Genomic DNA, 21,545 nt, shown 5'->3' on the forward strand with positions numbered 1-21,545 from the left:
ACGCCGCCTAGCGGTTCACCCCGCCCAGCCGTTCCAGGGCGGTGCGGGCCCGGGCGATGGCGGCCGTGTGGTCGTGGTCCTCCAGCACCCGCAGGGCGTCCTGCAGCAGGTTCCTCGCGCGGCCGTCCAGCCCCTGGGCGATGCACACCTCCGCCAGGCTGACCCGGACCTGGGCGGCGGCGTGCAGGTGTCCGGCCGCCTCGGCGGTGACCAGGGCGCCCTCCAGGCTGCCGGCGGCCTCCGCGTAGTCGCCCCGGGCCATGTGGGTGTCGCCCAGGCCGTGCTGGACGATGCACTCCCCCAGTGAGTCGGCCTGGCGGCGGACGATCGCCAGCGCCTCCCGGTACCAGCGCAGCGCGTCGTCCAGCCGCCCCTGGCCGAGGCAGAGTTGCCCCAGCCGGTGCAGGCTCATCGAGGCGACCCGGGAGCTGCCGATCGACTGGCAGGTGCGCAGCGCCTCGGTCAGCTCCTGCTCGGCCCGGTCGGGGTCGCCGCCGGCGGCGTGGATCGGTGCCATGTTGGACAGCACGTGGGCGCGGCCCAGCGGGTCGCCCGCCCGCCGGAAGAGTTCGGCCGCCCGCTCGTACCGCCGCAGCGCGCCGGCCAGGTCGCCGACGGTGTGCAGGCACAGCGCGATGTTGCGGTTGGCGAGGGCCGTCCCGCCGGTCTCGCCGAGTTCCTCGAAGAGGGCCAGCGCCCGTTCCAGGTACGGCAGTGCCTTGCCGGCCTGCCGCTGCGAGAGGTACAGCGAGCCGAGCGAGCAGCGGACGGCGGCCTCGCCGCGGAGGTTGCCCTTCTGCAGGGCGAGCTGCAGCGCCGTCTCGTGGCTCTCCTGCCAGTCTGCGTAGTGCTGGCGGACCTCGAAGAGGGTGACCAGTTGGGTGGCGGCCTCCCAGCACTCCTCGTCGAGGCCGAACTCGGCGGCGAGGCCGATCGCCGCGAGCAGTCCGGGCCGTTCGGTGTCGAGCCAGCCCAGCGGGTCGGTGAGGACGTGCCGGACGACCGCCTCCGGGGCCTGCCAGCGGGCCGAACCGCCGCGGACGACGGTGTAGTTGCCGCCCCACAGCTGGGCCTGGGCCAGGTCCATCAGGCCGAGCCAGCCAGCGAGGACGGCGCGGACGGTGCGGGCGCGCTGCTCGGCGGGGAGCCGGTCGACCGACTCCCGGAGGTAGAGCCGGACGAGGCTGTGGAAGCGGTAGCGGGGGTTGTCGGTCGCTTCGGCGTCGGTGGGGACGAGCAGTTGGCTGGTGGCGGCCTCGTCGATGACGTCGTTGGCGTCCTCGGTGTCGCCGCCGAGGATCGCGCCGGCCATCCAGCCGGGTAAGGCCTCCGCGCCGAACAGGCTGAGGTCGCACAGCAGGTCGCGCAGGTCGGGCTTGAGCGTGTCGAAGGTGGAGGAGATGGTGCTGCGCACGGCCCGGTTGCCGTGGGCGAGTTCGTCGAGCCGTCGGCGCTCGTCGTGGATGCGGTGCGCCATCGAGGAGATCGTCCGCTGCGGCGAGGCGGCGAGGCGGGCGCCGACGATGCCCAGGGCGAGCGGCAGCCGGTCGATCTCGCGGACCAACTGGGCGCTGGCCAGCGGTTCCTGGGCGACCCGCCGGTCGCCGACGATCCGGCCGAGGAGTTCGACCGCCTCGGTCTGGGTCAGCACGTCCAGGTGGACGGTCTCCAGTTCGGGCAGGCCGGTCTGCGGGCGGCGGCTGGTGACGACGACGCCGCAGTCCCGGCCGCCGGGCAGCAGCGGGCTGATCTGGTGCTCCTCGGCGGCGTCGTCGAGGATGACCAGGATCCGCTTCTCGGCCACCCGGCTGCGGAACATCGCGGCGCGTTCGTCGAGTTCGTCCGGGATGTCGCCGGGCGGGACGCCCAGCGCCCGGAGGAAGTGGTCGAGGACGCGGATCGGCGCGGCGGTGACGGTGTTGCTGCCGTGCAGGTCGTAGTAGAGCTGCCCGTCGGCGAAGTGGTCCTGGAGGGCGTGGGCGACGTGGACGGCGAGGGCGGTCTTGCCCGATCCGCCGGGGCCGTACAGGTTGACGGCGCGGTAGGGGTGGTCGTCCGGCCCGGGCGGCTCGGCCAGGACGGCGGCCAGCCGGCCGACGGTCTCCTCCCGGCCGATGAAGTAGCGGGACTTCCTGGGGAGTTGCCGCGGCGCGGTCGGGCTCTCCGGCTTGCCGTAGCCGGGGTTCAGTTCGGGTGCGTCCCGGAGTATCTCCTGTTCGAGGCGGCGCAGTTCGTCGGAGGGTTCGATGCCGAGCTCCCGCACCAGCAGCCGGCGGCCCTCGCGGTAGATCTGCAGGGCGTCGGAGCGCCGTCCGGCGCGGTGCAGGGCCAGCATCAGCTGGCCGCGGAGCTTCTCGCGCAGCGGGTGCTCCGCGATCCGGTCGGCGAGTTCCTGGACGAGCCCCCGGTCGCGGCCGCGGAGCAGTTCCAGGTCGAAATACTCCTCCAGGACGGTGAGCCGTTCCTCGTCGAGGGCGACCGCTCTGCGCTGCAGGACGTCGCTGTCGACGCCGCCGAGCGCGGGTCCGCGCCAGAGGGCGAGCGCCTCCCGGTAGGTGCGCACCGACGACTCCAGGTCGCCGGCGTCGCTGGCGGAGCGTGCGCTGCGGACGAGTTCGCCGAAGCGGTCGACGTCCCGGCGGCCCGGGGCCAGCATCAGGGCGTAGCCGACCGGGTGGGTGACGAGGGCCTCGCTCATGCCGACCACGCCCAGGGTCTTGCGCAGGGTGGAGATGCAGATCTGGATCTGGGTGCGGACGGTGGTCGGCGGGTCCTCGGCCCACACCACCTCACTGAGGTGCTCGACGCTGACGATCTCCCGCGGCCGGCAGGCCAGGGCGGCCAGCAGGAGCCTGCTCCTCCTGGCCTGGAGGGGTACCGATGTGCCGCCGCGCGTGACCTCGAACGGCCCGAGGAGTGCGAAGTGGACGTCGTCGTCCGCATCGTGCGGCTGCAGCCCCATCTGGTTCCTTTTCTGGTGGATTCCCGTCCGGTGGGCGATCGGCCGCCCGGCCTCGTGAGCGGGCGGCGACCGTGAGTGGCGATACGAGCCGCGGGTAATGCTCGCATGCTTCATCCGTAGGCGAAACCAGTCTGTCGACTCGGTGTCAACATCCTTTCGGAACAACCGATGGGTGGGGCGGGTCAGTCCTGCGTGGCGGGCCGGCGGAGCGTCATGGCGACGGGCAGGGCGCCCAGGCCGGCGATGAAGTTCGACCGCAGGCGGCGGGCGGGGCCGGCCGTCTCGATGTGCTCCAGCCGGCCGAGGAGTTCGGTGAAGAGCTCGTTCAGGGCGATCCTCGCCAGGATCGCGCCGAGGCAGTAGTGGGCGCCGGCACCGAAGGTGATGTGGCGGTTCCCGGTGCGCCGCAGGTCGAAGCGGTCCGCGTCCTCGAAGACTTTCCCGTCGCGGTTGGCCGAGCCGACCCAGGCGGCGACCGCCTCGCCCTTGTGCAGCAGGCCGCCCTCCAGTTCCACGTCCTCGACGGCGTGCCGCAGGAAGCTGCTGGCGGGGGACGTCCAGCGCAGGCCCTCCTCGACCAGTGAGGGGACGAGCTCGGGGTACCGGCGGGCCTCGGCGAGCTGGTCGGGGTGGTCCAGCAGGGCGAGGACGGTGCCGGTGAAGGCGTGCGGGGTGGTGGCGTTGGCGCCGAGCAGCAGGCTGTAGCAGTTGTAGACGGTCTTCGCCCGGCTGCCGAGTCCGGCCAGCAGGTCGAGCAGGTCGCCGCTGCCGTCCGGGCGGGCGGCGGTCTGGTCGGTGAAGTAGGAGAAGAGCTCGTGGTGGGCGATGGCCAGGGTGGCGTGCCGGTTGCGGACGGTGAAGCCCGGGTCCTCGGGGGACGCGGCCATCGAGGTCCACCGGACGAGGTCGGGCCAGTCCTGCTCCGGGATGCCCATGAGCGCCCCGGTGAACATCATCGGGAAGTCCAGTGCGGAGGCGACCAGGTCGAAGGGTCGGCCGTCGGCGGCCGGGGCGAGGACGGCCCGGGCGGCGGCCCGGATGCGGGGCCGTGCCGCCTCCAGGGCGCTCCGCGACAGGGCGTGCTGGAGCGGGCGGCGCAGTGCGGCGTGGTCGGGCGGGTCGGTGGAGACCATCATCTGGCCGGCCGCCTCGTCGCCGTGGCCGAGCTGGTCGAGCAGGCTGCCGCGCTCCGAGGTGAACGCGCGGGAGTCGCTGAGGACCCGGCGCACGTCGTGGTAGCGGGTGACCGAGGCGAAGCTCCGGCCGTCGGGCAGGGTCTGGCGGTGCAGCGGTGCGGCCCGGCGCAGGTGCGCCCAGATCCGGTGCGGGTCGCCGTCGGCGTGCAGGCCGGGGTCGAAGAGGTCCACCGTGTCGAGGTCGACCTCGGGGGCGGGCTCGGAGGTGGGCTCCTGTCGGGGGCCGCTGCCGGTGTGCTGCGTCATGACGGTCATCGGTCCTCCCCCGGCCGGTCCGGCGCCGCGACGGTGGCGAGCGCGGTACCGAGGGCGTCGACGTACCGGTCGACCAGGGCGCCGGGGACGAGCCCGGGGTCGTGCGCGACCAGCACCCCGCTGCCCAGGTCGGGGGCGTCGATCATCGCGTCGACGCCGAGCGGGAAGCTGGCCTTGTCGTAGGACCACCACTCGTCGACCTTGACCTGCAGGTCGTCGACCTGCCGGTACGGGTGGAAGTGGGTGAAGTTGAAGGAGACGTCGAAGGCGGGCCGGCCGAGGCGCTGCTCGATCGCCGAGAGCGGGTGGCGCCGGTGGGCGAGCAGGCGCTGCTCGGCCTCCCAGGTCCGTCCGGCGTGCTCGGCCCAGTCGCCCTCGACCGAACGCAGCCGCAGCGGCACCGTGTTCAGGAAGAGCCCGATCAGTGCGGCGGAGCCGGGCACCTCGGGCCTGCCGTTGGCCACCAGCCCGGTCACCACGTCGCGGTCGCGGCCGGTGGCGTGGGCCAGCGCCCGCAGGTGCAGGGAGAGCAGCAGGCTCTTCAGCGGGACGCCGGCGTGTTCGGCGGCGGCCTCCAGGCGGGCGACGTCCGCCGGGTCGAGCGGGAGGTGGCGGGTCGCGACCGGGTCGGGGACGGCGCCGGCGGGGCGGTCGGGCAGGAGCAGCGGCGGGACGTCGGCCTCGGCCTGCCAGAACGGTGCGGACTCCGCGGCGGCGGCCTCCAGGGCGACGAACTGCCGGTGGCCGTCGGCCGGTACGGCGGGCAGCTGCGGGGTGCGGCCGGCGAGTTCGGCGTCGTAGCAGGTGAGCAGTTCGACCATCAGCTGGGCCATGCTCCAGCCGTCGATGACGGCGTGGTGGATGGCGAGGGTGAGCCGGAAGGCCTCGGGTTCGCGGGCGATGTGGATGCGGAAGGCGGGGGGTGTGCCGCAGTCGATGCCGGTGGCGAGGTGGCGTTCGCGGAAGGCCCGGACGAGCGCCTCGCCGTCGCCGGTCTCGATCTCCACCGGGACGGTGACCTCGGGGTGGACGAGCTGCACGGCGGTGGAGCAGGTGGCGAGGTCGAAGGAGCTGCGCAGCAGCGGGTGGCGTCCGGTGAGCGTGCGGAGCGCGGCGCGGAACTTCTCCCCGTCGAAGGGTGCGTGGACGCGCAGGCCGACGAGGTCGTTGTAGAGGCTGGGGTCGCCGGCGAGTTCGCAGAGGTAGATCAGCCCGACCTGGAGGGTGGAGGCGGGGTAGGCGTCCTGGAGGCCGGCGGGCAGCAGGGCGCGGTCGGCGGGGCCGAGTGCGTCGAACGGCCGGTGGGTGGGTTCGGGCGCGGCGGCCGGGGTGAGGAGCGGGACGAGTTCGGCGACGGTGGAGGCGGTGAGGAGGCCGCGCAGCGGGAGGTCGAGGCCGCGTTCCTTGAGGTCGCCGACGACGGCGAGGGCGATCAGCGAGTCGCCGCCGGCCGCGTAGAAGTCGTCGTCCGGGGTGATGGCGTCGTCGTCGAGGTGGTGGCGGAGCACGTCGAGGAGGGTCTGCTCGGGCGTCCTGAGCCGTTCCTCGATCAGGGCGGCGAAGGCGTCGGGGTTCTCGAAGACGGCGAAGTGGCCGCCGGTGAGGACCTCGACCCTGCTGCCGGCGGTGGTGCGGCCGCGCCAGGTGGCGAGGGCCTCCTCGTCGGCGTCGGGGTCGTCGGTGCCGCCGACGGCGAGGATCGGGACGTCGACCGTGTCGTAGCCGGGCCGGTAGCCGCGGACGAGCCGGAGGTCGTTGCGGATGGTTTCGAGGATGAAGGCGAGCATCTCCTCGTTCTGCAGGACCTCCGGTGCGGTGCCGCCCAGTTCGGTGAGGACCTGGGCCAGTTCCCGGTCGGTGCGTTCGCGGGCGGCCATCCGGTTGTGCCGGAAGTCGCCGGCGTAGGCGGAGACGACGAGCAGTTCGGGCGTCGGTCCGCCGTTGCGCTCCAGCCAGGCGGTCAGCTCGGCGGCGATCAGGGAGCCCATGCTGTGGCCGGCCAGGACGAACGGCCGGTCGAGCCTGGGCAGCAGGCGCGGTCCGAGCCACTCGACGAGCTGCCGGGCGTCGTCGACCAGGGGCAGCGCGACGAGGTTCTCGCGTCCCGGCAGCTGCACCGGCTGGAGGTTGAGGGCCGGGCGCAGGTCGCGGGCCAGGGTGCGGAACGCGCCCGCTCCGGCGCCTGCGTGCGGCAGGCAGAAGACCGGGAGACCGGGGAGGTCGTTCTCCCAGAACGGCAGCAGATCCTCTGTCCTCATGCGGGGTTCCTCTCCGGGTTCGGGCGGGCTGCCGTCATCGTCCGGGGTGTTCGCGGTGCGGGTGTACCGGCCGGGCGTGGGCTTTCCGGGGCGGTCTCCGCCGTGCGGGGGAGGAACGGCGGGTCGGCGGACCCGGCATCCGCCGCGCGGCGGATGCCGGGTCCGATTCCACTCCCGGGACGGATGGTTCCGCCGGTCCGGCTCGGCGAGCTTGGTACCGCAGAACGAATGGCGGACCACCCGGTCCGCCCGCCGAGAAAGCGGGCACTGATGAACTCCAAGAAATTTCCCCGGGACGTGGGTGTCTACCGGGTCGACGGCGGCGAACTGGAGCAGATCGAGCGCCTGGTGGCCCGGGCGCGGAAGCAGTTCGCCACCGCCTCCGACACGGACTTCCTGTTCCGAGCGGCGAGCCTGGCGACCGGGCTGCCGGACGGCCTGGTGGACTTCCTGCGGTCGTTCGAGCTGCACGAGACCACCGCCGGGGTGGTGGTGAGCGGACTGCCGGTGGACGACGCCGCGATCGGTCCGACTCCCCCGCACTGGTCGCAGCAGGCGCAGCCGGAGTCCACGGTGCGGGAGGAGGTCTTCTTCGTCCTGCTGGCGTCGCTGCTCGGCGAACCGTTCGGCTGGTCGACGCTGCAGTCCGGCCGGATCATCCACGACGTGCTGCCCGTGCAGGGCGAGGAGACGGCGCAGAGCGGGCACGGCAGCACCGACCTGCTGGAGTGGCACACCGAGGACGGCTTCCATCCGTACCGCTGCGACTACCTCGGTCTGATGGCGCTGCGGAACCCGACGGGGGTGGCGACCACCTTCGCCGGTGTCGGGAACCTCGCGCTGCCGGCCGAGGTGACGGAGGTGCTGCAGCAGCCGCGGTTCCTGATCCGGCCGGACACCGAGCACCTGCGCACCGGCACGGCGGGCGGCAGCGTGTACGACATCGCGGCGCGCACCGTCCCGGTGCCGGTGCTGTTCGGCAGCCGTTCCGAGCCGTACCTGCGGATCGACCCGTACTTCATGGACGCCGTCGCCGGGGACCCGGACGCGACGCACGCGCTGAAGTGCGTGGTGGCCGCGCTGGAGGCGGACCTGGAGGACCTGGTGCTCGACCCGGGCGAGGTCGCGTTCGTCGACAACTACCGTGCGGTGCACGGTCGGAGGCCGTTCGAGGCGCGGTACGACGGGACGGACCGCTGGCTGAAGAAGGTCGTCGTCGCCCGTGACCTGCGCAAGTCGCGGGAGCTGCGGAGCAGTGCGCGCTCGCGGGTGGTGGCATGATCCCGCAGTCGGTGGCGCGGCCGTTCCTGCTGCGCGATCCGGAGCACTTCCGGATCGAGTTCGAGATCAATCCGTGGATGGCCACCGGTTCGCAGCCCAGCCCCGAGCTCGCCCGGGCGGAGTGGGAGGCGCTGGGGGCGGCGCTGCGCGGGGCCGGCGGGGTGGTGCACACGGCGCCGTCCGACCCGGACTGGCCGGACATGGTGTTCCCGACCGACACCGCCGTGGTGAGCGGCGGCCGGTTCCTGCGGTCGCGGTTCAGCCGGCCCGAGCGCGGCGGTGAGGCCCGGTTGGCCGCCGAGTGGCTGACCGGCAACGGCTGGCAGGAGATCCGCACCGCCGGCTGGGACCCGGCGGCCCGGCTGGAGGGCGGCGACGTGCTCGCGTTCGGGGAGCGGCTGCTCGCCGGGCACGGGATGCGCAGCACCGCGCAGGCGCGCGCCGGTCTCGCCGCGGCCTTCGGCCGCGAGGTGGTGCCCGTCCGCCTGGTGGATCCCCGGTTCTACCACCTGGACATGTCGGTCTGTCCGCTCGACGACCGCCGGGCGCTGGTGTTCCCGGGGGCCTGGGACGCGGAGGGCCGGCGGCGTCTGCTGGAGCTGATCCCCGAACCGCTGGTGGTGACCGAGCAGGAGGCGCTGACCTTCTGCGTGAACTCGGTGGTCATCGGCACCTCCGTCGTGATGTCCGCGTGCCCCGCGCGGATCGGCCGGCAGCTCGAGGCCTGGGGCTTCGAGCCTGTCGTCACCCCGATCGACCAGTTCACCAAGGGCGGCGGCGGCATCCGCTGCATGACCCTCGACCTCGATTTGCTCGCCCAAGGCGTTCCCGCCGTCCGACCGTAGGAGCAGAAGTGTCCGAGTCGAATTCCGCGCTCTACCAGGTCGTGGTCAACCACGAGCTCCAGTACTCCGTCTGGCCGGCCGGCCGGGACCTGCCCGCGGGCTGGACCGCCGAGGGCGTCAGCGGCACCCGCGAGGACTGCCTCGCGCACATCGAGGAGATCTGGACCGACATGCGTCCGCTGAGCCTCCGTCTGCGCATGGCGCAGGAAGTCGGCTCATGACCGTCCGTGCCGCCGTGCCGGGCGTCCCGCACACCGCGGAGCTGCTGCTGCCCGAGCTGTTCTGGCGTCAGGTCGCCCTGACGCCGGACGCCGTGGCGGTCAGCGACGGGGCCGAGGCCCTGAGCTACCGCGAGACCGGCGAGAGGGTGCGGACCCTGGCAGCGCGGCTCAGTGAACTCGGGGTGGGCCCGGAGGCGATGGTCGGCGTCCAGCTGCCGCGTTCCGTCCGGCTGGTGGTGGCCATGCTGGCCGTGTCCACCGCGGGCGGCGCCTTCCTGCTGCTCGACCCGGAGCACCCGGTGGAGCGTCGCACGACGATGCTCGGCACCGCCCGCGCCCTCGCGCTGGTCTGCGAGGAGCCGCTCGCCGGCCCGTGGTCGCAGGTGCGGCCGGACGAGCGGCCGGTGGCCGACGGGCCGGTCGCGGCGCCCGCGGAGCTGTACCCCGACAACGCGGCGTACGTCGCCTTCACCTCGGGGTCGACGGGTGTGCCCAAGGGTGTCGTCAACACCCAGGCGGGCCTGGCGAACCGGCTGGCGGACGCGGTCCGCCGGCACGGTGTCGGCCCCGGCGACCGGCTGCTGTCGGCGACCGGTCTGGGCTTCGACCCGGTGGTCTTCCAGGTCTTCCTGCCGCTGGTCTGCGGCGCGACCCTGGTGCTCGCCCCGGACGGTCTGGAGCGGGACCCGGTGGCGCTGCTCGCCCTGCTGCGCGAGGAGCGGATCACCGCGCTGGAGCTCGTCCCCTCGGTGCTGCAGGTGCTGCTGGAGCAGCCGGAGGCCGGCGGGGTCGGCGACCTGCGCTGGCTCACCTCGGCGGGCGAGATGCTGACGGGTGACCTGTGCGCCCGCGCGCTGTCCGTGCTCGGTGTCCGGGTGCGGAACGTGTACGGGCCGGCGGAGTGCGCGATCGGCGTCACCGACCACCCGTACGACCCGGCGCAGGGCCCGGGCGGGGTGCCGCTGGGCGGGCCGATCGACAACGTCCGGATCGTCCTGCTCGACGAGGACGGCCACCGCGCGGAGAGCGGCGAGATCCACCTCGGCGGGGTGTGCGTGGGCCGCGGCTACCTGGGTGCGCCGGGGCTGACGGCGGACCGGTTCCGGCCGGATCCGGACGGCCCGCCCGGTGCCCGGCTGTACCGGACGGGCGACCGGGCGCGGACGAACCTGCGCGGCGAGCTGGAGTTCGCCGGGCGGATCGACAACCAGATCAAGCTCAGCGGGGTGCGGATCGAGCCCGAGGGCATCGAGGCGCTGCTGACCGCGCACCCCCTGGTGGAGGCGGCGGCCGTCACGGTGGCGCCCGACCGGGTGGGCGGGCAGCAGCTGGTGGCCTTCGTGAAGGGCTCCGCCGGTCACGAGGAGCTGCGCGGCCATCTGCGCGCGCACCTGCCCGACTCGCACCTGCCCTCGGTCTTCCAGCCGGTCGACGAGCTGCCGCTGACCGCGAACGGCAAGGTCGACCGGACGGCCCTCACCGTCGACGCCGACCCCCGCCGGGCCCCGTACCGGGCGCCGGGGACGCCCGAGGAGGTCCAGGTCACCGAGATCTGGCAGGAGGTCCTCGGCATCGGGCGGATCGGGCTGGACGACAACTTCTTCCAGCTCGGCGGCTACTCGCTGCTGCTGCTCCGGGTGGCGATGCGGCTGCGCAAGCTCTCCGGGCTGCCGCTGCAGGTGCGCGAGCTGTTCGGCGCGCCGACCCCGGCCGGGCAGAGCCTGCTGATCGCCGGGACCCGGGCGCAGGCGCAGCCGGTGGCGGCGGTCGAGCCGGTGCCTCGGGACCGGCCGCTGCCGCTGTCGTACGCCCAGCAGGACCTGTGGGTGCTGGACCGGATGAACCCGGGCAGCGGCGAGTACACCATGCCGATCATGATCCGGCTGCCGGAGAACGGCATCCCGACCGTGGTCGTCGAGGGCGCGCTGCGCGACCTCGCGGCCCGGCACGAGATCCTGCGCACCCGGTACGCGTCGGTCAACGGCAGCCTCTGCCAGATCGTCGACAAGGACCGGCCGGTCCGGCCGTCCGTGGTCGAGGTGACCGAGGCGCAGCTGCCGGAGGCGGTGCGCCGCGAGACGGCCGCCGGGTTCGACCTCGCCGAGGGGCCGGTCTGGCGGGCCATGCTCGCCCGGGTCCCGGACGGCGCCGACGCGCTGCTGCTGACCTTCCACCACATCGCCTCCGACGGCTGGTCGATGGTCGTGCTCCGCCGCGAGCTGGACGAGCTGATCTCGGCCCGCAAGGACCGCCGCGAGCCCCTGCTGCCGGACATGTCCGTGCAGTACGCGGACTTCGCGGTCTGGCAGCGCGAGCGGGTCGAGGGCGGCGCGCTCGACGAGCAGCTCGGCTACTGGCGGCGGCAGCTGGCCGGCCTGCCGACGCTCGACCTGCCGACCGACCGGCCCCGGCCGCCGATCCGGGACACCCGCGGCGCCGCGTTCGAGTTCGAGATCCCCGCCGCCGTCATGCGGCCGGTGCTGGAGGCGGGCTGGCAGCGGGGCGCGACCCCGTACGCCACCCTGCTGGCCGCGTACGCCGCCCTGCTGGCCCGGTACTGCGGGCAGGGCGACATCCCGATCGGCACCCCGCTCGCCGGCCGGCTGCGCGAGGAGGTCGCCGGGGTGCTCGGCTGCTTCCTCAACACCGTGGTGATGCGCTGCGACGCCGCGGGCGACCCGGCCTTCACCGAGCTGCTGGAGCGGGTGCGGCGGACGGTCTCGGAGGCCCAGGAGGCGCAGGAGGTGCCGTTCGCCCACCTGGTGCGCGAACTGGCCCCGGAGCGGGACCAGTCCCGCAACCTGCTGGCCCAGGTGCTCTTCGACCTGCACGACGACGGGGTCACCTCGGTCGACGGCGGCAGGACCGACACCGGGATGCTGCTCGACGCCTGGACGGGCTCGAAGGCCGACCTCAACCTGGTCGTGCAGATCCAGCCCGACCGCTCCTGCCTGGCCGTGCTGGAGTACTCGACCGCGCTCTTCGACGCGGCTACCGTGCGCCGGCTGGCCGGGCACTTCCGGCAGCTGCTGGCGGGCGTCGCGGCCGACCCGCAGACCCGGCTGCACGAGCTGCCGCTGCTGCCCCCGGACGAGCGCCGGACCGTCCTGGCGGCGGGCCGCGGGGCCGACGCCGCCCGCCCGGAGCTCGCCGTGCACGAGCTGTTCGCCGTCCAGGCCGAGAAGACCCCGGACGCGCCCGCGCTGCTCTCGGACGCGGGCGGGCTGAGCTACGGCGAGCTCGCCGAGCGCAGCGACCGGCTCGCCTCGCGGCTGCGCGGCCTCGGCGTCGGACCGGAGTCGGTCGTCGGCGTCTGCCTCGACCGCGGCACCGACCTGGTGGTGTCCTTCCTCGCGGTGTGGAAGGCCGGCGCGGCGTACGTGCCGCTGGACCCGGACTTCCCGGCCGAGCGGCTCCGGTACATGCTGGACGACTCCGGCGCCCGCTGCGTGATCACCGACCGCGCCCGGGCCGGCGTGCTGCGGCCCGCCGTGCCGCTGCTGCTCGACGATCCCGGGGAGCGGGCCCGACTCGCCGCGCAGCCGCCCTTCGAGGCCGCCCCGGCCGACCTGGACGCGCTCGCCTACGTGATCTACACCTCCGGCTCGACCGGCCGCCCCAAGGGCGTCATGGTCGACCACCGGGGCCTGCTCAACTACCTGATGTGGACGGTCGAGGACTACGCGGGCGCGCGCCCCGGCGGCACCCCGCTGTTCTCGTCGACCGCGTACGACATGGTGGTGCCCGACCTCTACACCGCCCTGGTCACCGGCGAGCCCGTCCGGCTGCTGCCGCCGCACTTCGACCCGTCCGAGCTGGGCCGGCTGCTGGCCGCGGGCGCGCCCTACTCCTTCGTCAAACTGACGCCCGGCCACCTCGACCTGCTGAGCGCCCAGCTCACCCCCGAGCAGGCCGCGGGCCTGGCGGGCGTGCTCGCCGTCGGCGCCGACTCCTTCCCGGTGCCGGTGCTGGAGCGGTGGCTCGCCAAGGCCGGGCCGGACGGACCGCGCCTGCTCAACGAGTACGGCCCGACGGAGATCTCGGTGGCGAACTCCACCTACCGGATCACCGGCGGCGGCCACCCCGAGGTGCTGCCCATCGGCACCCCCGTCCCCAACACCACCATGTGGGTGCTCGACGGCCACGGGAACCCGTGCCCGGTCGGCGTGCCCGGCGAACTCCACATCGGCGGCACCGGCGTGGCCCGCGGCTACCGCAACCGCCCGGGGCTGACCGCGGCGGTCTTCGTGCCCGACCCGTTCTCCGCCGAACCCGGCCGGCGCCTGTACCGGACGGGCGACCGGGCCCGGCTGCTCGCCGACGGGAACGTCGAGTTCCTGGGGCGCCTGGACGAGCAGATCAAGCTGCGCGGCCACCGGATCGAACCGGGCGAGATCACCGCCGTGCTGACCGAGCTCCCCGAGGTCGCCGACGCGCTGGTGCGGGTCGACACCAAGGGCGCCACCGGCCGGCTGGTCGCCTGGGTCGTCCCGGCGGACGGCCACGAGCCCGTCCCGGCCGAGCTGCTGGAGCACTGCGCGCTGCGGCTGCCCGCACCGATGGTGCCCGCCGCGCTGGTGCTGCTCGACCGGATCCCGCTGAACGCCAACGGCAAGGTCGACCACGCGGCGCTGCCGGCCCCGCCCGAGGAGGCGGCGGAGCACAGCACCGGCCCGCTGGGCGAGCTGGCGGAGGGCCTGGCCGGGCTCTGGAGCGACCTGCTGGGCTACGACGTGCTGCCCGAGCTGCACCGGACGTTCTTCCAGCTCGGCGGCGACTCCGTGCTCGCCTCCCGGCTGGTCGCCGCGGTCGAGGCCGACTACGGGGTCCGGCTGCCGCTGCGCAGCGTGTTCGAGCACCCCACCGTCGCCGGCCTCGCCCGGCTCGTCGAGGAGCGGATCCGGGCGGACATCGCCGAGATGTCCGACGCCGAACTGACCCGGCTGACCACATCGGACGAAGAGGACCGAGATGAGCACTGAGATCGACGACCGGCGGCAGTCGCTGCTGCGGCAACGGCTGGCGGGTGCCCGGCGCTCCCGCGTGGCCGTCCCCCGCCTCGACCTCTCGGCCGAGCTGCCGCTCTCCTTCGGCCAGCGCCGGCTCTGGTTCCTGGACCGGTACGACGAGACGGCCACCGACAACCTGGTGCCGATCGTGCTGCGGCTGACCGGCCCGCTCGACGCGGCGGCCCTCGGCCGGGCCTGGGACCGGCTCGTGGAGCGGCACCTCGTCCTGCGGACGCACTACCGCTCGACGGCGGACGAGCCCGTGCAGTGGATCGCCCCGGACGGCCCGCGGCTCGAACTCACCGACCTGGCCGACGCCGACGACCCGGAGCGGGCGGCGCACGACCTGGCCGAACGGCTCACCGCCCGGCCGCTGCCGCTCTCCGGAGGCGCCGCCGCGCGCATCCACCTGCTGCGCCCGGCCGCCGACCGGCACCTGCTGGTCGCGGTCTTCCACCACATCGCCTTCGACGGCTGGTCGGAGCGGGTGTTCTGGTCCGAGCTGAGCGCGTTCTACCGCGAGGAGACCGGGGCGGGCGCCGCCGCGCTGCCCGAACTGCCGGTGCAGTACGCCGAGTACGCCGCCTGGCAGCGGCGTCGCTTCGACGAGGGCCGGATGGCCGCGGCCACCGCGTACTGGACGGAGCGGCTGGCCGGGGTCGTGCCGCTGGCGCTGCCCGCGGACCGGCCCCGGCCGGACGTGCGCGGGCCCGCCGGCGGGGCCTGCCGGTTCGCCGTCCCCGCGGACACCGCCGACGGCGTCCGCGCGCTGGCCCTGGAGCACGGCACCACCCCGTTCGCCGTGCTGCTGACCGCCTTCCAGGCGCTGCTGGGCCGGTACACCGGGCGCAGCGACGTCGCGGTGGGGGTGCCGGTCGGCAACCGGCAGCGGCCCGAGCTGCAGGACCTGATCGGCTTCTTCGTCAACACCGTGGTGATGCGGGCGCGTTGGGGCGCCCAGCAGGGTTTCGCCGAGCTGCTGCAGGACAACCGGCTCGCCGTGCTCGACGCCTTCGACCACCAGGAGCTGCCCTTCGAGTGGCTGGTGAACGAGCTGGACCCGGAGCGGGACCTGTCCCGCACCCCGCTGGTGCAGGTCATGTTCGGCTACCAGAACACCGGCGCGAGCGGCCCCGAGCTGCCCGGGGTACGGGCCGAGGCGGTCGAAACCGCCTGGACCACCGCGAAGTTCGACCTCAACCTGCAGGTCGTCGATGCCCCGGCCGGCCCGCTGGACGCCGTGCTGGAGTACTCGGCCGAGCTGTTCGACGCCGCCACCGCCGACCGGATCGCCGCGCACTTCCTGCGGCTGCTGGCGAGCGCGGTGCAGGCGCCGGACACCCCGGTGGCGGCCCTGGAGTACCTCACAGCCGACGAGCTGCACCGGTTCGTCACCGCCCCCAACGACAACGCGGTGGAGCGCGGCCCGGCGGCGGTGCACACGCTGGTCGCGGCGCAGGACCCGGCCGCGGTCGCCGTGGTGGCCGCCGACGGCAGCCGGCTGACCTTCGGCGAGCTCGACGCGCGGGCCAACCGGCTCGCCCGGCACCTGATCGCGCTCGGCGCCGGCCCGGAGACCACGGTCGGCGTCCACCTCGACCGCGGCCCGGACCTGGTGGTCGCGCTGCTCGCGGTGCTGAAGTCCGGTGCCGCGTACGTGCCGGTCGACCCCGCGCACCCGGCGGAGCGGACGGCGCACGTGCTCGCCGACGCCGGGGTGGCGCTGGTCCTCACCAGTGCGGCGCGGGCCGGCGCGCTGCCCGCCGCCGGGGGCCGGACGGCCGTCCCGGTGGACGCCGTGCGCCTGGACGGCCTCCCGGCCACCGACCCGGGCGTGCCGGTCGACCCGGACAGCCTGGCCTACGTCATCTACACCTCCGGCACGACCGGCCGCCCCAAGGGCGTCGAGACCACCCACCGCGGCCTCGCCAACTACCTGTTGTGGAGCGCCGGGGCGTACGCGGGGGCACCGGGCGGGACGGCGCTGTTCTCCTCGGTCGCCTTCGACCTGGTGGTGCCGAACCTGTGGACGGCGCTGATGCTCGGCCGCCCGGTCACCCTGCTCCCCGCGGACTTCGACCTCGCCGACCTCGGCCGGCTGCTGCTGGCCGCCGGACCGCTGAGCTTCCTCAAGCTGGCCCCCGGCCATCTGGAGGTGCTGGCGGGCCAGTTGGACGCCGAGCAGCGCCGTTCGGTGGCGGCCGTGGTGATCGCCGCCGGCGACAGCTTCACCAGTGCCCTGGTGGACCGCTGGCGGGTGGACGGCGCCCGCCTCGCTTCCGAGTACGGCCCGACCGAGATCACCGTCGGCAACTCCTGCCAGGAGGTGACCGGCCCGATCACCACCGAGCTCGTCCCGCTCGGCGCCCCGATCCCCAACACCACCGCCTACGTGCTGGACGGGGGCCTGCGGCCGGTGGCGACGGGCGTGGTCGGCGAGGTGTACGTGGGCGGCACCGGAGTGGCCCGCGGCTACCGCGGCCGGCCCGGGCAGACCGCCGGGAAGTTCGTCCCGGACCCGTTCTCGGCCGTGCCGGGCGGGCGGCTCTACCGGACGGGCGACCTCGCCCGGATGCTGCCCGGCGGGGAGATGGAGTTCGTCGGCCGGTGCGACACCCAGGTCAAGATCCGCGGCTACCGGGTCGAGCCCGGCGAGGTGCAGAACGTCCTCGACGAGCACCCGGCCGTCCGGGCCTCGGTGGTCGTCGGCCGGTCGGACGGGCCGTCCGGCACCGAGCTGGTCGCCTACGTGGTGGCGGACGACCGCGGCGCCGACCTGACGGCCTTCCTGGCCGGGCGGCTGCCGGCCTGGATGGTCCCCTCCGCCGTCGTCCACCTGGCGGAGATCCCGCTCACCAGCAACGGCAAGACCGACCACCGCGCGCTGCCCGCGCCGGGCCGCCGGTCGCGGCTGACCACGGAGTTCACCGCTCCGCGGCCGGGCATCGAGGCCGAACTCGCGGAGCACCTGCGGACGGTCCTCAAGACGGAGGCGGTCGGCGCGCACGACAGCTTCTTCGAGCTGGGCGGCGACTCCATCCGCGCGGTGGCGCTGGTCGGCGCGCTGCGGGCGGCCGGCTTCGACGTCGCCGTCCGGGACGTCTTCCGGCACCGCACGGTCGCCCGGCTCGCCGCCGCCCTCGGCGGGCGCAGCTCCGAGCGGCTGGACGCGCCGCTGGTCGCGCCGTTCGAGCTGCTGTCCGAGGCGGACCGGCGGCGCGTCCCGGAGGGCGTCCGCGACGCGTACCCGCTCAGCCAGGTCCAGTTGGGCATGCTCTTCGAGATGCACGCGGCGGGCGGCGAGGGGAACTACCACAACGTCACCTCGTTCCGGATCCGCGACCCGAGGCCCTTCTCCGCCGCGGCGTTCCAGGCGGCGGTGGACCACGTGGTGGACCGGCACGAGATCCTGCGCACCTCGATCGACCTCGACGGCTACTCCGAGCCGATCCAGCTGGTGCACCCGGACGCCCGGATCGCGGTGGACAGCGTGGACGTCTCCGCTCTCGCCCCGCAGGAGCAGGAGGCGGAGCTGCGGGCGCTGATGGCCCGGGAGCGCGAGCGGCCGTTCGAGCTGGACCGGCCGCCGCTGCTGCGGTTCTTCACCCGCAGCCACCGGGGCGGCTGGTGGCTGACCTTCACCGAGTTCCACCCGATCCTGGAGGGCTGGAGCTTCAGCTCGATGATCATGGAGGTGCTGGACCGCTACCGGGAGCTGGCGGCGGGCTCGGCGCCCGAGCCGCAGCCGCTGCCGGAGGTGCGCTTCGCGGACTTCGTGGCGCTGGAGCGCAGGGCGCTCGCCTCGGAGGCGTCCCGCGAGCACTGGCGGGCCTCGGTGGCCGCGCACCCGAAGTTCACCCTGCCCGGTGCCTGGGGCTCGACCACCGAGCCGCCCGGGTCGATCCAGCAGACCTACGTCCGCTTCGCGGACCTGCAGGAGGGGCTGGCCGCTCTGGCGGCCCGTGCCGACGTGCCGCTGAAGAGCGTGATGCACGCCGCCCACCTGAAGGTGATGAGCATGCTCACCGGCGAGGAGGCCTTCTCCTGCGGCCTGGTGTGCGACACCCGGCCTGAGGTGGTCGGCGCCGACAAGGTGTACGGCCTGTACATCAACACCGTGCCGTTCCCGTTCCGGCGGGGTGCGCGCACCTGGACGGAGCTGGTCCGGCAGGTCTTCGAGACGGAGATCGGCCTCTGGCCACACCGCCGCTTCCCGCTCGGCCAGATGCAGCGGGAGTTCGCCGGCGGCCAGCGGCTCGCCGACGTGTACTTCAACTACCTCGACTTCCACGTGCTCGACACCGAGCTCATCGACGTCGAGACCAGCATCGACGACAGTCCGAACGAGTTCGGCCTGTCGGTGACCTCGCACCCCGGGCTGCTGGCGCTGATCAGCCGCCCGCAGGACGTCTCCACGGAGAACCGGGAGCGCCTGGGCGCCATGTACCGCGCGGTGCTGGAGGCGATGGTCGCCGACCCGGAGGGCGACGCGACGGCCGCGCACCTGCCGGAGGGCGAACGCGAGCTGGTGCTGCTGGCACCCAACCGGACGGACGCCGCGTACCCGGCGACCACGCTGCCCGACCTCTTCGAGGCGCAGGTCCGCCGTACCCCGGACGCCGTCGCGGTGGTGGACACCGACGGCTCCACGCTCTCCTTCCGGGAGCTCGACGAGCGGGTCGACCGCCTGGCGCACGTCCTGGTGGAGCTCGGCGTCGGCCCGGAGCGCTTCGTCGCCGTCTGCCTGCGCGAGGGCACCGAGATCCTGACGGCCCTGCTGGCGGTGACGAAGGCGGGCGGCGCCTACGTCCCGATCGACCCCTCCCACCCCGCGGACCGCTCCGGCTTCATCCTCGACGACACCGCGGCGGGCGTGCTGGTCACCCGGGACTCCCTGCGGGAGCGCTTCGCGGCGTACGCGGGCACCGTGCTGTCCGTGGACGGCGACGCGGCGCGGATCGCCGCCGCGCCGGCCACCGCACCCGGCCGGGAGCTGACCCCGGCCAACCTGGTGTACACCCTGTACACCTCCGGCTCGACCGGGCGGCCGAAGGGCGTGCTGATCACCCACGAGGGGCTGGTGAACTACCTGCTCTGGGCGGTCGACGGCTACGGCCTGGACGGCGCCGACGGGGCGGTGATGCTCGGCTCGGTCGCCTTCGACCTGTCCGTGCCGAACTTCTTCCTGCCGCTGATCGGCGGGCGCAGCGTGACGGTGCTGCCGCCGGAGCAGAGCCCCGAGTCGCTTGCCGCGCTGCTGGCCGGCAAGGCCGACTACAGCCTGCTGAAGATCACCCCGGCGCACCTGGACGTGCTGCGCTCGCTGATCGGCCCCGAGGGGACGGTCGACTCGGTGCGGACCTTCGTGGTGGGTGCCGACGAGGTGAAACCGGAGACGGTGGTGGCCTGGCGGAAGACCGCGCCGGGCGCCCGCATCATCAACGAGTACGGTCCGACCGAGACGGTGGTGGGCTGCTCGGTCCACGTCGTCCCGGAGGACTTCGACCCGTCCGTGCCGGTGCCGATCGGCCACCCGATCGCCAACATCCGGATGTACGTGCTGGACGCCGCGCTCCAGCCGGTGCCGGTCGGGGTGGCCGGCGAGCTGTACATCGGCGGCGCCGGCGTGGCCCGCGGCTACCTGGGCCGGGCGGCACTGACCGCGGAGCGCTTCCTGCCCGACCCGTACGCGTCCGCCCCGGGCGCCCGGTTCTACCGGACGGGCGACCTTGCGCGCCGGCGCCCCGACGGCGAGCTGGAGTTCCTCGGCCGGATCGACCACCAGGTCAAGATCCGCGGCTACCGGGTCGAGCTCGGCGAGATCGAGGCGGTGCTGCTCACCCACCCGGAGGTCGCCGAGGCCGTGGTCGCGGCCCGCGAGGACGTACCGGGCGTCCGGCGGCTGGTGGCGTACGTGGTGGCCGTGCCCGGGGCGCAGCCGGCGCCGTCCGCGCTGCGGGCGCACCTGTCCGCGGTGCTGCCCGAGTACATGGTGCCGGCGGTCTTCGTCCGGCTCGACGAGCTGCCGCTGAGTTCGGCGAACAAGGTCGATCGGAAGGCGCTGCCGGCGCCGGAGGAGTCCGGGGCGGCGGAGCGGGCGGCGGAGTTCGTGCCGCCGCGCAGCACGACGGAGCTGGTGCTGACGGCGATCTGGGCGCAGGTGCTCGGTACCGACGCGATCGGTGTGCACGACGAGTTCACCCGGCTCGGCGGCGACTCGATCACGGTCGTCCGGATGGTCGCCCAGGCGAAGCTGACCGGGCTGGACCTGACGCCGCGGATGGCGATGAGCCACCAGACGGTGGCGGAGCTCGCCGCGGCGCTCGACGCCGCCGCGGCGGACGGTCCGTCGACCGGCCGGGACTGGACGGCGCGGCCGCCCCGCGGGCGCGGGCGGCGCCGGCTCTCGGTGCGGCCGGACGACGGCCTGCGGGAGCTGCTGGCCGACCGGGCGGTGCCCGGGGTGAGCGTCGCCGTGGTCGACGGCGGGGAGGTCGTGGACACCTGGCAGCTCGGGGTCGTCCGGGCCGGTGCGGCCGACCCGGTCGGCGACCGGACGCCCTTCCAGGTGGGCTCGATGAGCAAGCCCACCTCGGCGGCGGTGGCCCTGGCCCTGGCGGCCGAGGGGCTGCTCGACCTGGACACCGACGTGGCGGAGTACCTGCACGCCCTGCGCCTGCGCGACGTGCACGGCGCCCCGGCGAAGGTGACCGTCCGTCAGCTGCTCGGCCACAGCGCCGGGCTGCCGATCGCCGGCTTCGCCGACTTCCACCCCGCCGAGCCGCTGCCCGCCCTGGCCGCGGTGCTGGACGGCACGGCGGTGGCCGGGCGGCCGGCGCTCCGGGTGGACCCGGTGTTCGCCGGGCTGACCAGCTACTCGGCGACCAACTTCTCGGTGCTGCAGCAGGTGCTGGCCGACCTCACCGGGGAGCCGTTCGCCGCGCTGGCCCGGCGGCTCGTCCTCGACCCGCTGGGACTCGCGGACAGCGCCTTCGAGCAGGACCTGCCCGACCGCGCGCCCGTCCCGGTGGCCTGGGGCCACGACGCCGAGGGCCGGCCGCTCGACGGCGGCCTGCGGATCACCCCGGAGGCGGCCGCCGGCGGACTCTGGACGACACCGGCGGACCTCGCCCGGCTGCTGCTGTCGGTACGGGCGGAGGCGCTGGGCCTGGGCCCGGGGGTGCTCGGCACCGACCTGGCCCGGGCCATGCTCACCGGCCACGCCGACTTCGACTACGGGCTCGGCATGATGACGGACCGCCAGGGCCGCTGGTTCGGGCACTCCGGATCGACCAAGGGCACGGTCGCGATGGCCGCCGTGGACCTGCGGACGGGCAGCGGCCTCGCCGTCACCGTGAACGGCGCCGCCGGGGCGGAGGCCGTCGCCCGGATCACCGGGCAGGCGGCCCGCGCCGACCGCGACCTCGCGTGGATGAACGGCATCCACCGCTACATGCACCTCACCGGGTACCTGGGCAACAGGCCCTCGGCCTGACGCGCCGCCCACCGGGCCGGCGG

The 21,545-nt window shown here is 74.4% G+C and carries 8 protein-coding genes; 5 read left to right on the forward strand and 3 right to left on the reverse strand.

Going from position 1 to position 21,545, the window contains the following annotated elements:
* Positions 1-7: 7 nt before the first annotated feature.
* From IE98_RS0131780 to IE98_RS45300, 3 genes are all read right to left on the reverse strand, one after another.
* A complete protein-coding gene (locus IE98_RS0131780) occupies positions 8-2,962 on the reverse strand; it encodes an AfsR/SARP family transcriptional regulator (RefSeq protein ID WP_052391237.1) in 2,955 nt (984 codons plus the stop codon).
* 182 nt (positions 2,963-3,144) lie between these two features.
* A complete protein-coding gene (locus IE98_RS0131785) occupies positions 3,145-4,413 on the reverse strand; it encodes a cytochrome P450 (protein WP_234443752.1) in 1,269 nt (422 codons plus the stop codon).
* The gene (locus tag IE98_RS45300; protein ID WP_052391238.1) at positions 4,410-6,671 is read right to left on the reverse strand and encodes an alpha/beta fold hydrolase; all 2,262 of its coding nucleotides are present in this window, start codon (positions 6,669-6,671) and stop codon (positions 4,410-4,412) included. Before IE98_RS45300 ends, IE98_RS0131785 begins: the two co-directional genes overlap by 4 nt.
* A gap of 228 nt (positions 6,672-6,899) precedes the next feature.
* Between IE98_RS45300 and gntD the strand changes: the two genes are divergently transcribed.
* Genes gntD through IE98_RS0131815 form a run of 5 tightly spaced genes read left to right on the forward strand, consistent with a single transcriptional unit; the run spans position 6,900 to position 21,522 of the window.
* On the forward strand, positions 6,900-7,952 hold the full coding sequence (gene gntD, locus IE98_RS0131795) for a guanitoxin biosynthesis L-enduracididine beta-hydroxylase GntD (RefSeq protein WP_234443753.1): 1,053 nt from the start codon (positions 6,900-6,902) through the stop codon (positions 7,950-7,952).
* A complete protein-coding gene (locus IE98_RS0131800) occupies positions 7,949-8,797 on the forward strand; it encodes a dimethylarginine dimethylaminohydrolase family protein (protein WP_043175605.1) in 849 nt (282 codons plus the stop codon). The genes gntD and IE98_RS0131800 overlap by 4 nt, the downstream gene beginning before the upstream one ends.
* A gap of 8 nt (positions 8,798-8,805) precedes the next feature.
* Entirely contained in the window at positions 8,806-9,018 is a 213-nt protein-coding gene (locus IE98_RS0131805) for an MbtH family protein (RefSeq protein WP_030274999.1), read from the forward strand.
* Positions 9,015-14,000: a non-ribosomal peptide synthetase gene (locus IE98_RS0131810; protein ID WP_043175607.1), complete on the forward strand. Its 4,986-nt coding sequence runs from the start codon at positions 9,015-9,017 to the stop codon at positions 13,998-14,000. Before IE98_RS0131805 ends, IE98_RS0131810 begins: the two co-directional genes overlap by 4 nt.
* Positions 13,990-21,522, forward strand: a complete 7,533-nt coding sequence (locus tag IE98_RS0131815; protein ID WP_052391239.1) for a non-ribosomal peptide synthetase — start codon at positions 13,990-13,992, stop codon at positions 21,520-21,522. Before IE98_RS0131810 ends, IE98_RS0131815 begins: the two co-directional genes overlap by 11 nt.
* The last annotated feature ends 23 nt before the right edge of the window (positions 21,523-21,545 follow it).

The sequence above is a fragment of the Streptomyces sp. NRRL B-24484 genome (assembly GCF_000717715.1).
GTDB lineage: Bacteria > Actinomycetota > Actinomycetes > Streptomycetales > Streptomycetaceae > Kitasatospora.

Excerpts from the sequence above, each read along its gene's own strand:
- IE98_RS0131810 (WP_043175607.1), top strand. The coding sequence starts at position 9,015 with ATGACCGTCCGTGCCGCCGTGCCGGGCGTCCCGCACACCGCGGAGCTG.
- IE98_RS0131780 (WP_052391237.1), bottom strand. The coding sequence starts at position 2,962 with ATGGGGCTGCAGCCGCACGATGCGGACGACGACGTCCACTTCGCACTC.
- gntD (WP_234443753.1), top strand. The coding sequence starts at position 6,900 with ATGGCGGACCACCCGGTCCGCCCGCCGAGAAAGCGGGCACTGATGAAC.
- IE98_RS0131800 (WP_043175605.1), top strand. The coding sequence starts at position 7,949 with ATGATCCCGCAGTCGGTGGCGCGGCCGTTCCTGCTGCGCGATCCGGAG.
- IE98_RS0131815 (WP_052391239.1), top strand. The coding sequence starts at position 13,990 with ATGAGCACTGAGATCGACGACCGGCGGCAGTCGCTGCTGCGGCAACGG.
- IE98_RS0131785 (WP_234443752.1), bottom strand. The coding sequence starts at position 4,413 with ATGACCGTCATGACGCAGCACACCGGCAGCGGCCCCCGACAGGAGCCC.
- IE98_RS45300 (WP_052391238.1), bottom strand. The coding sequence starts at position 6,671 with ATGAGGACAGAGGATCTGCTGCCGTTCTGGGAGAACGACCTCCCCGGT.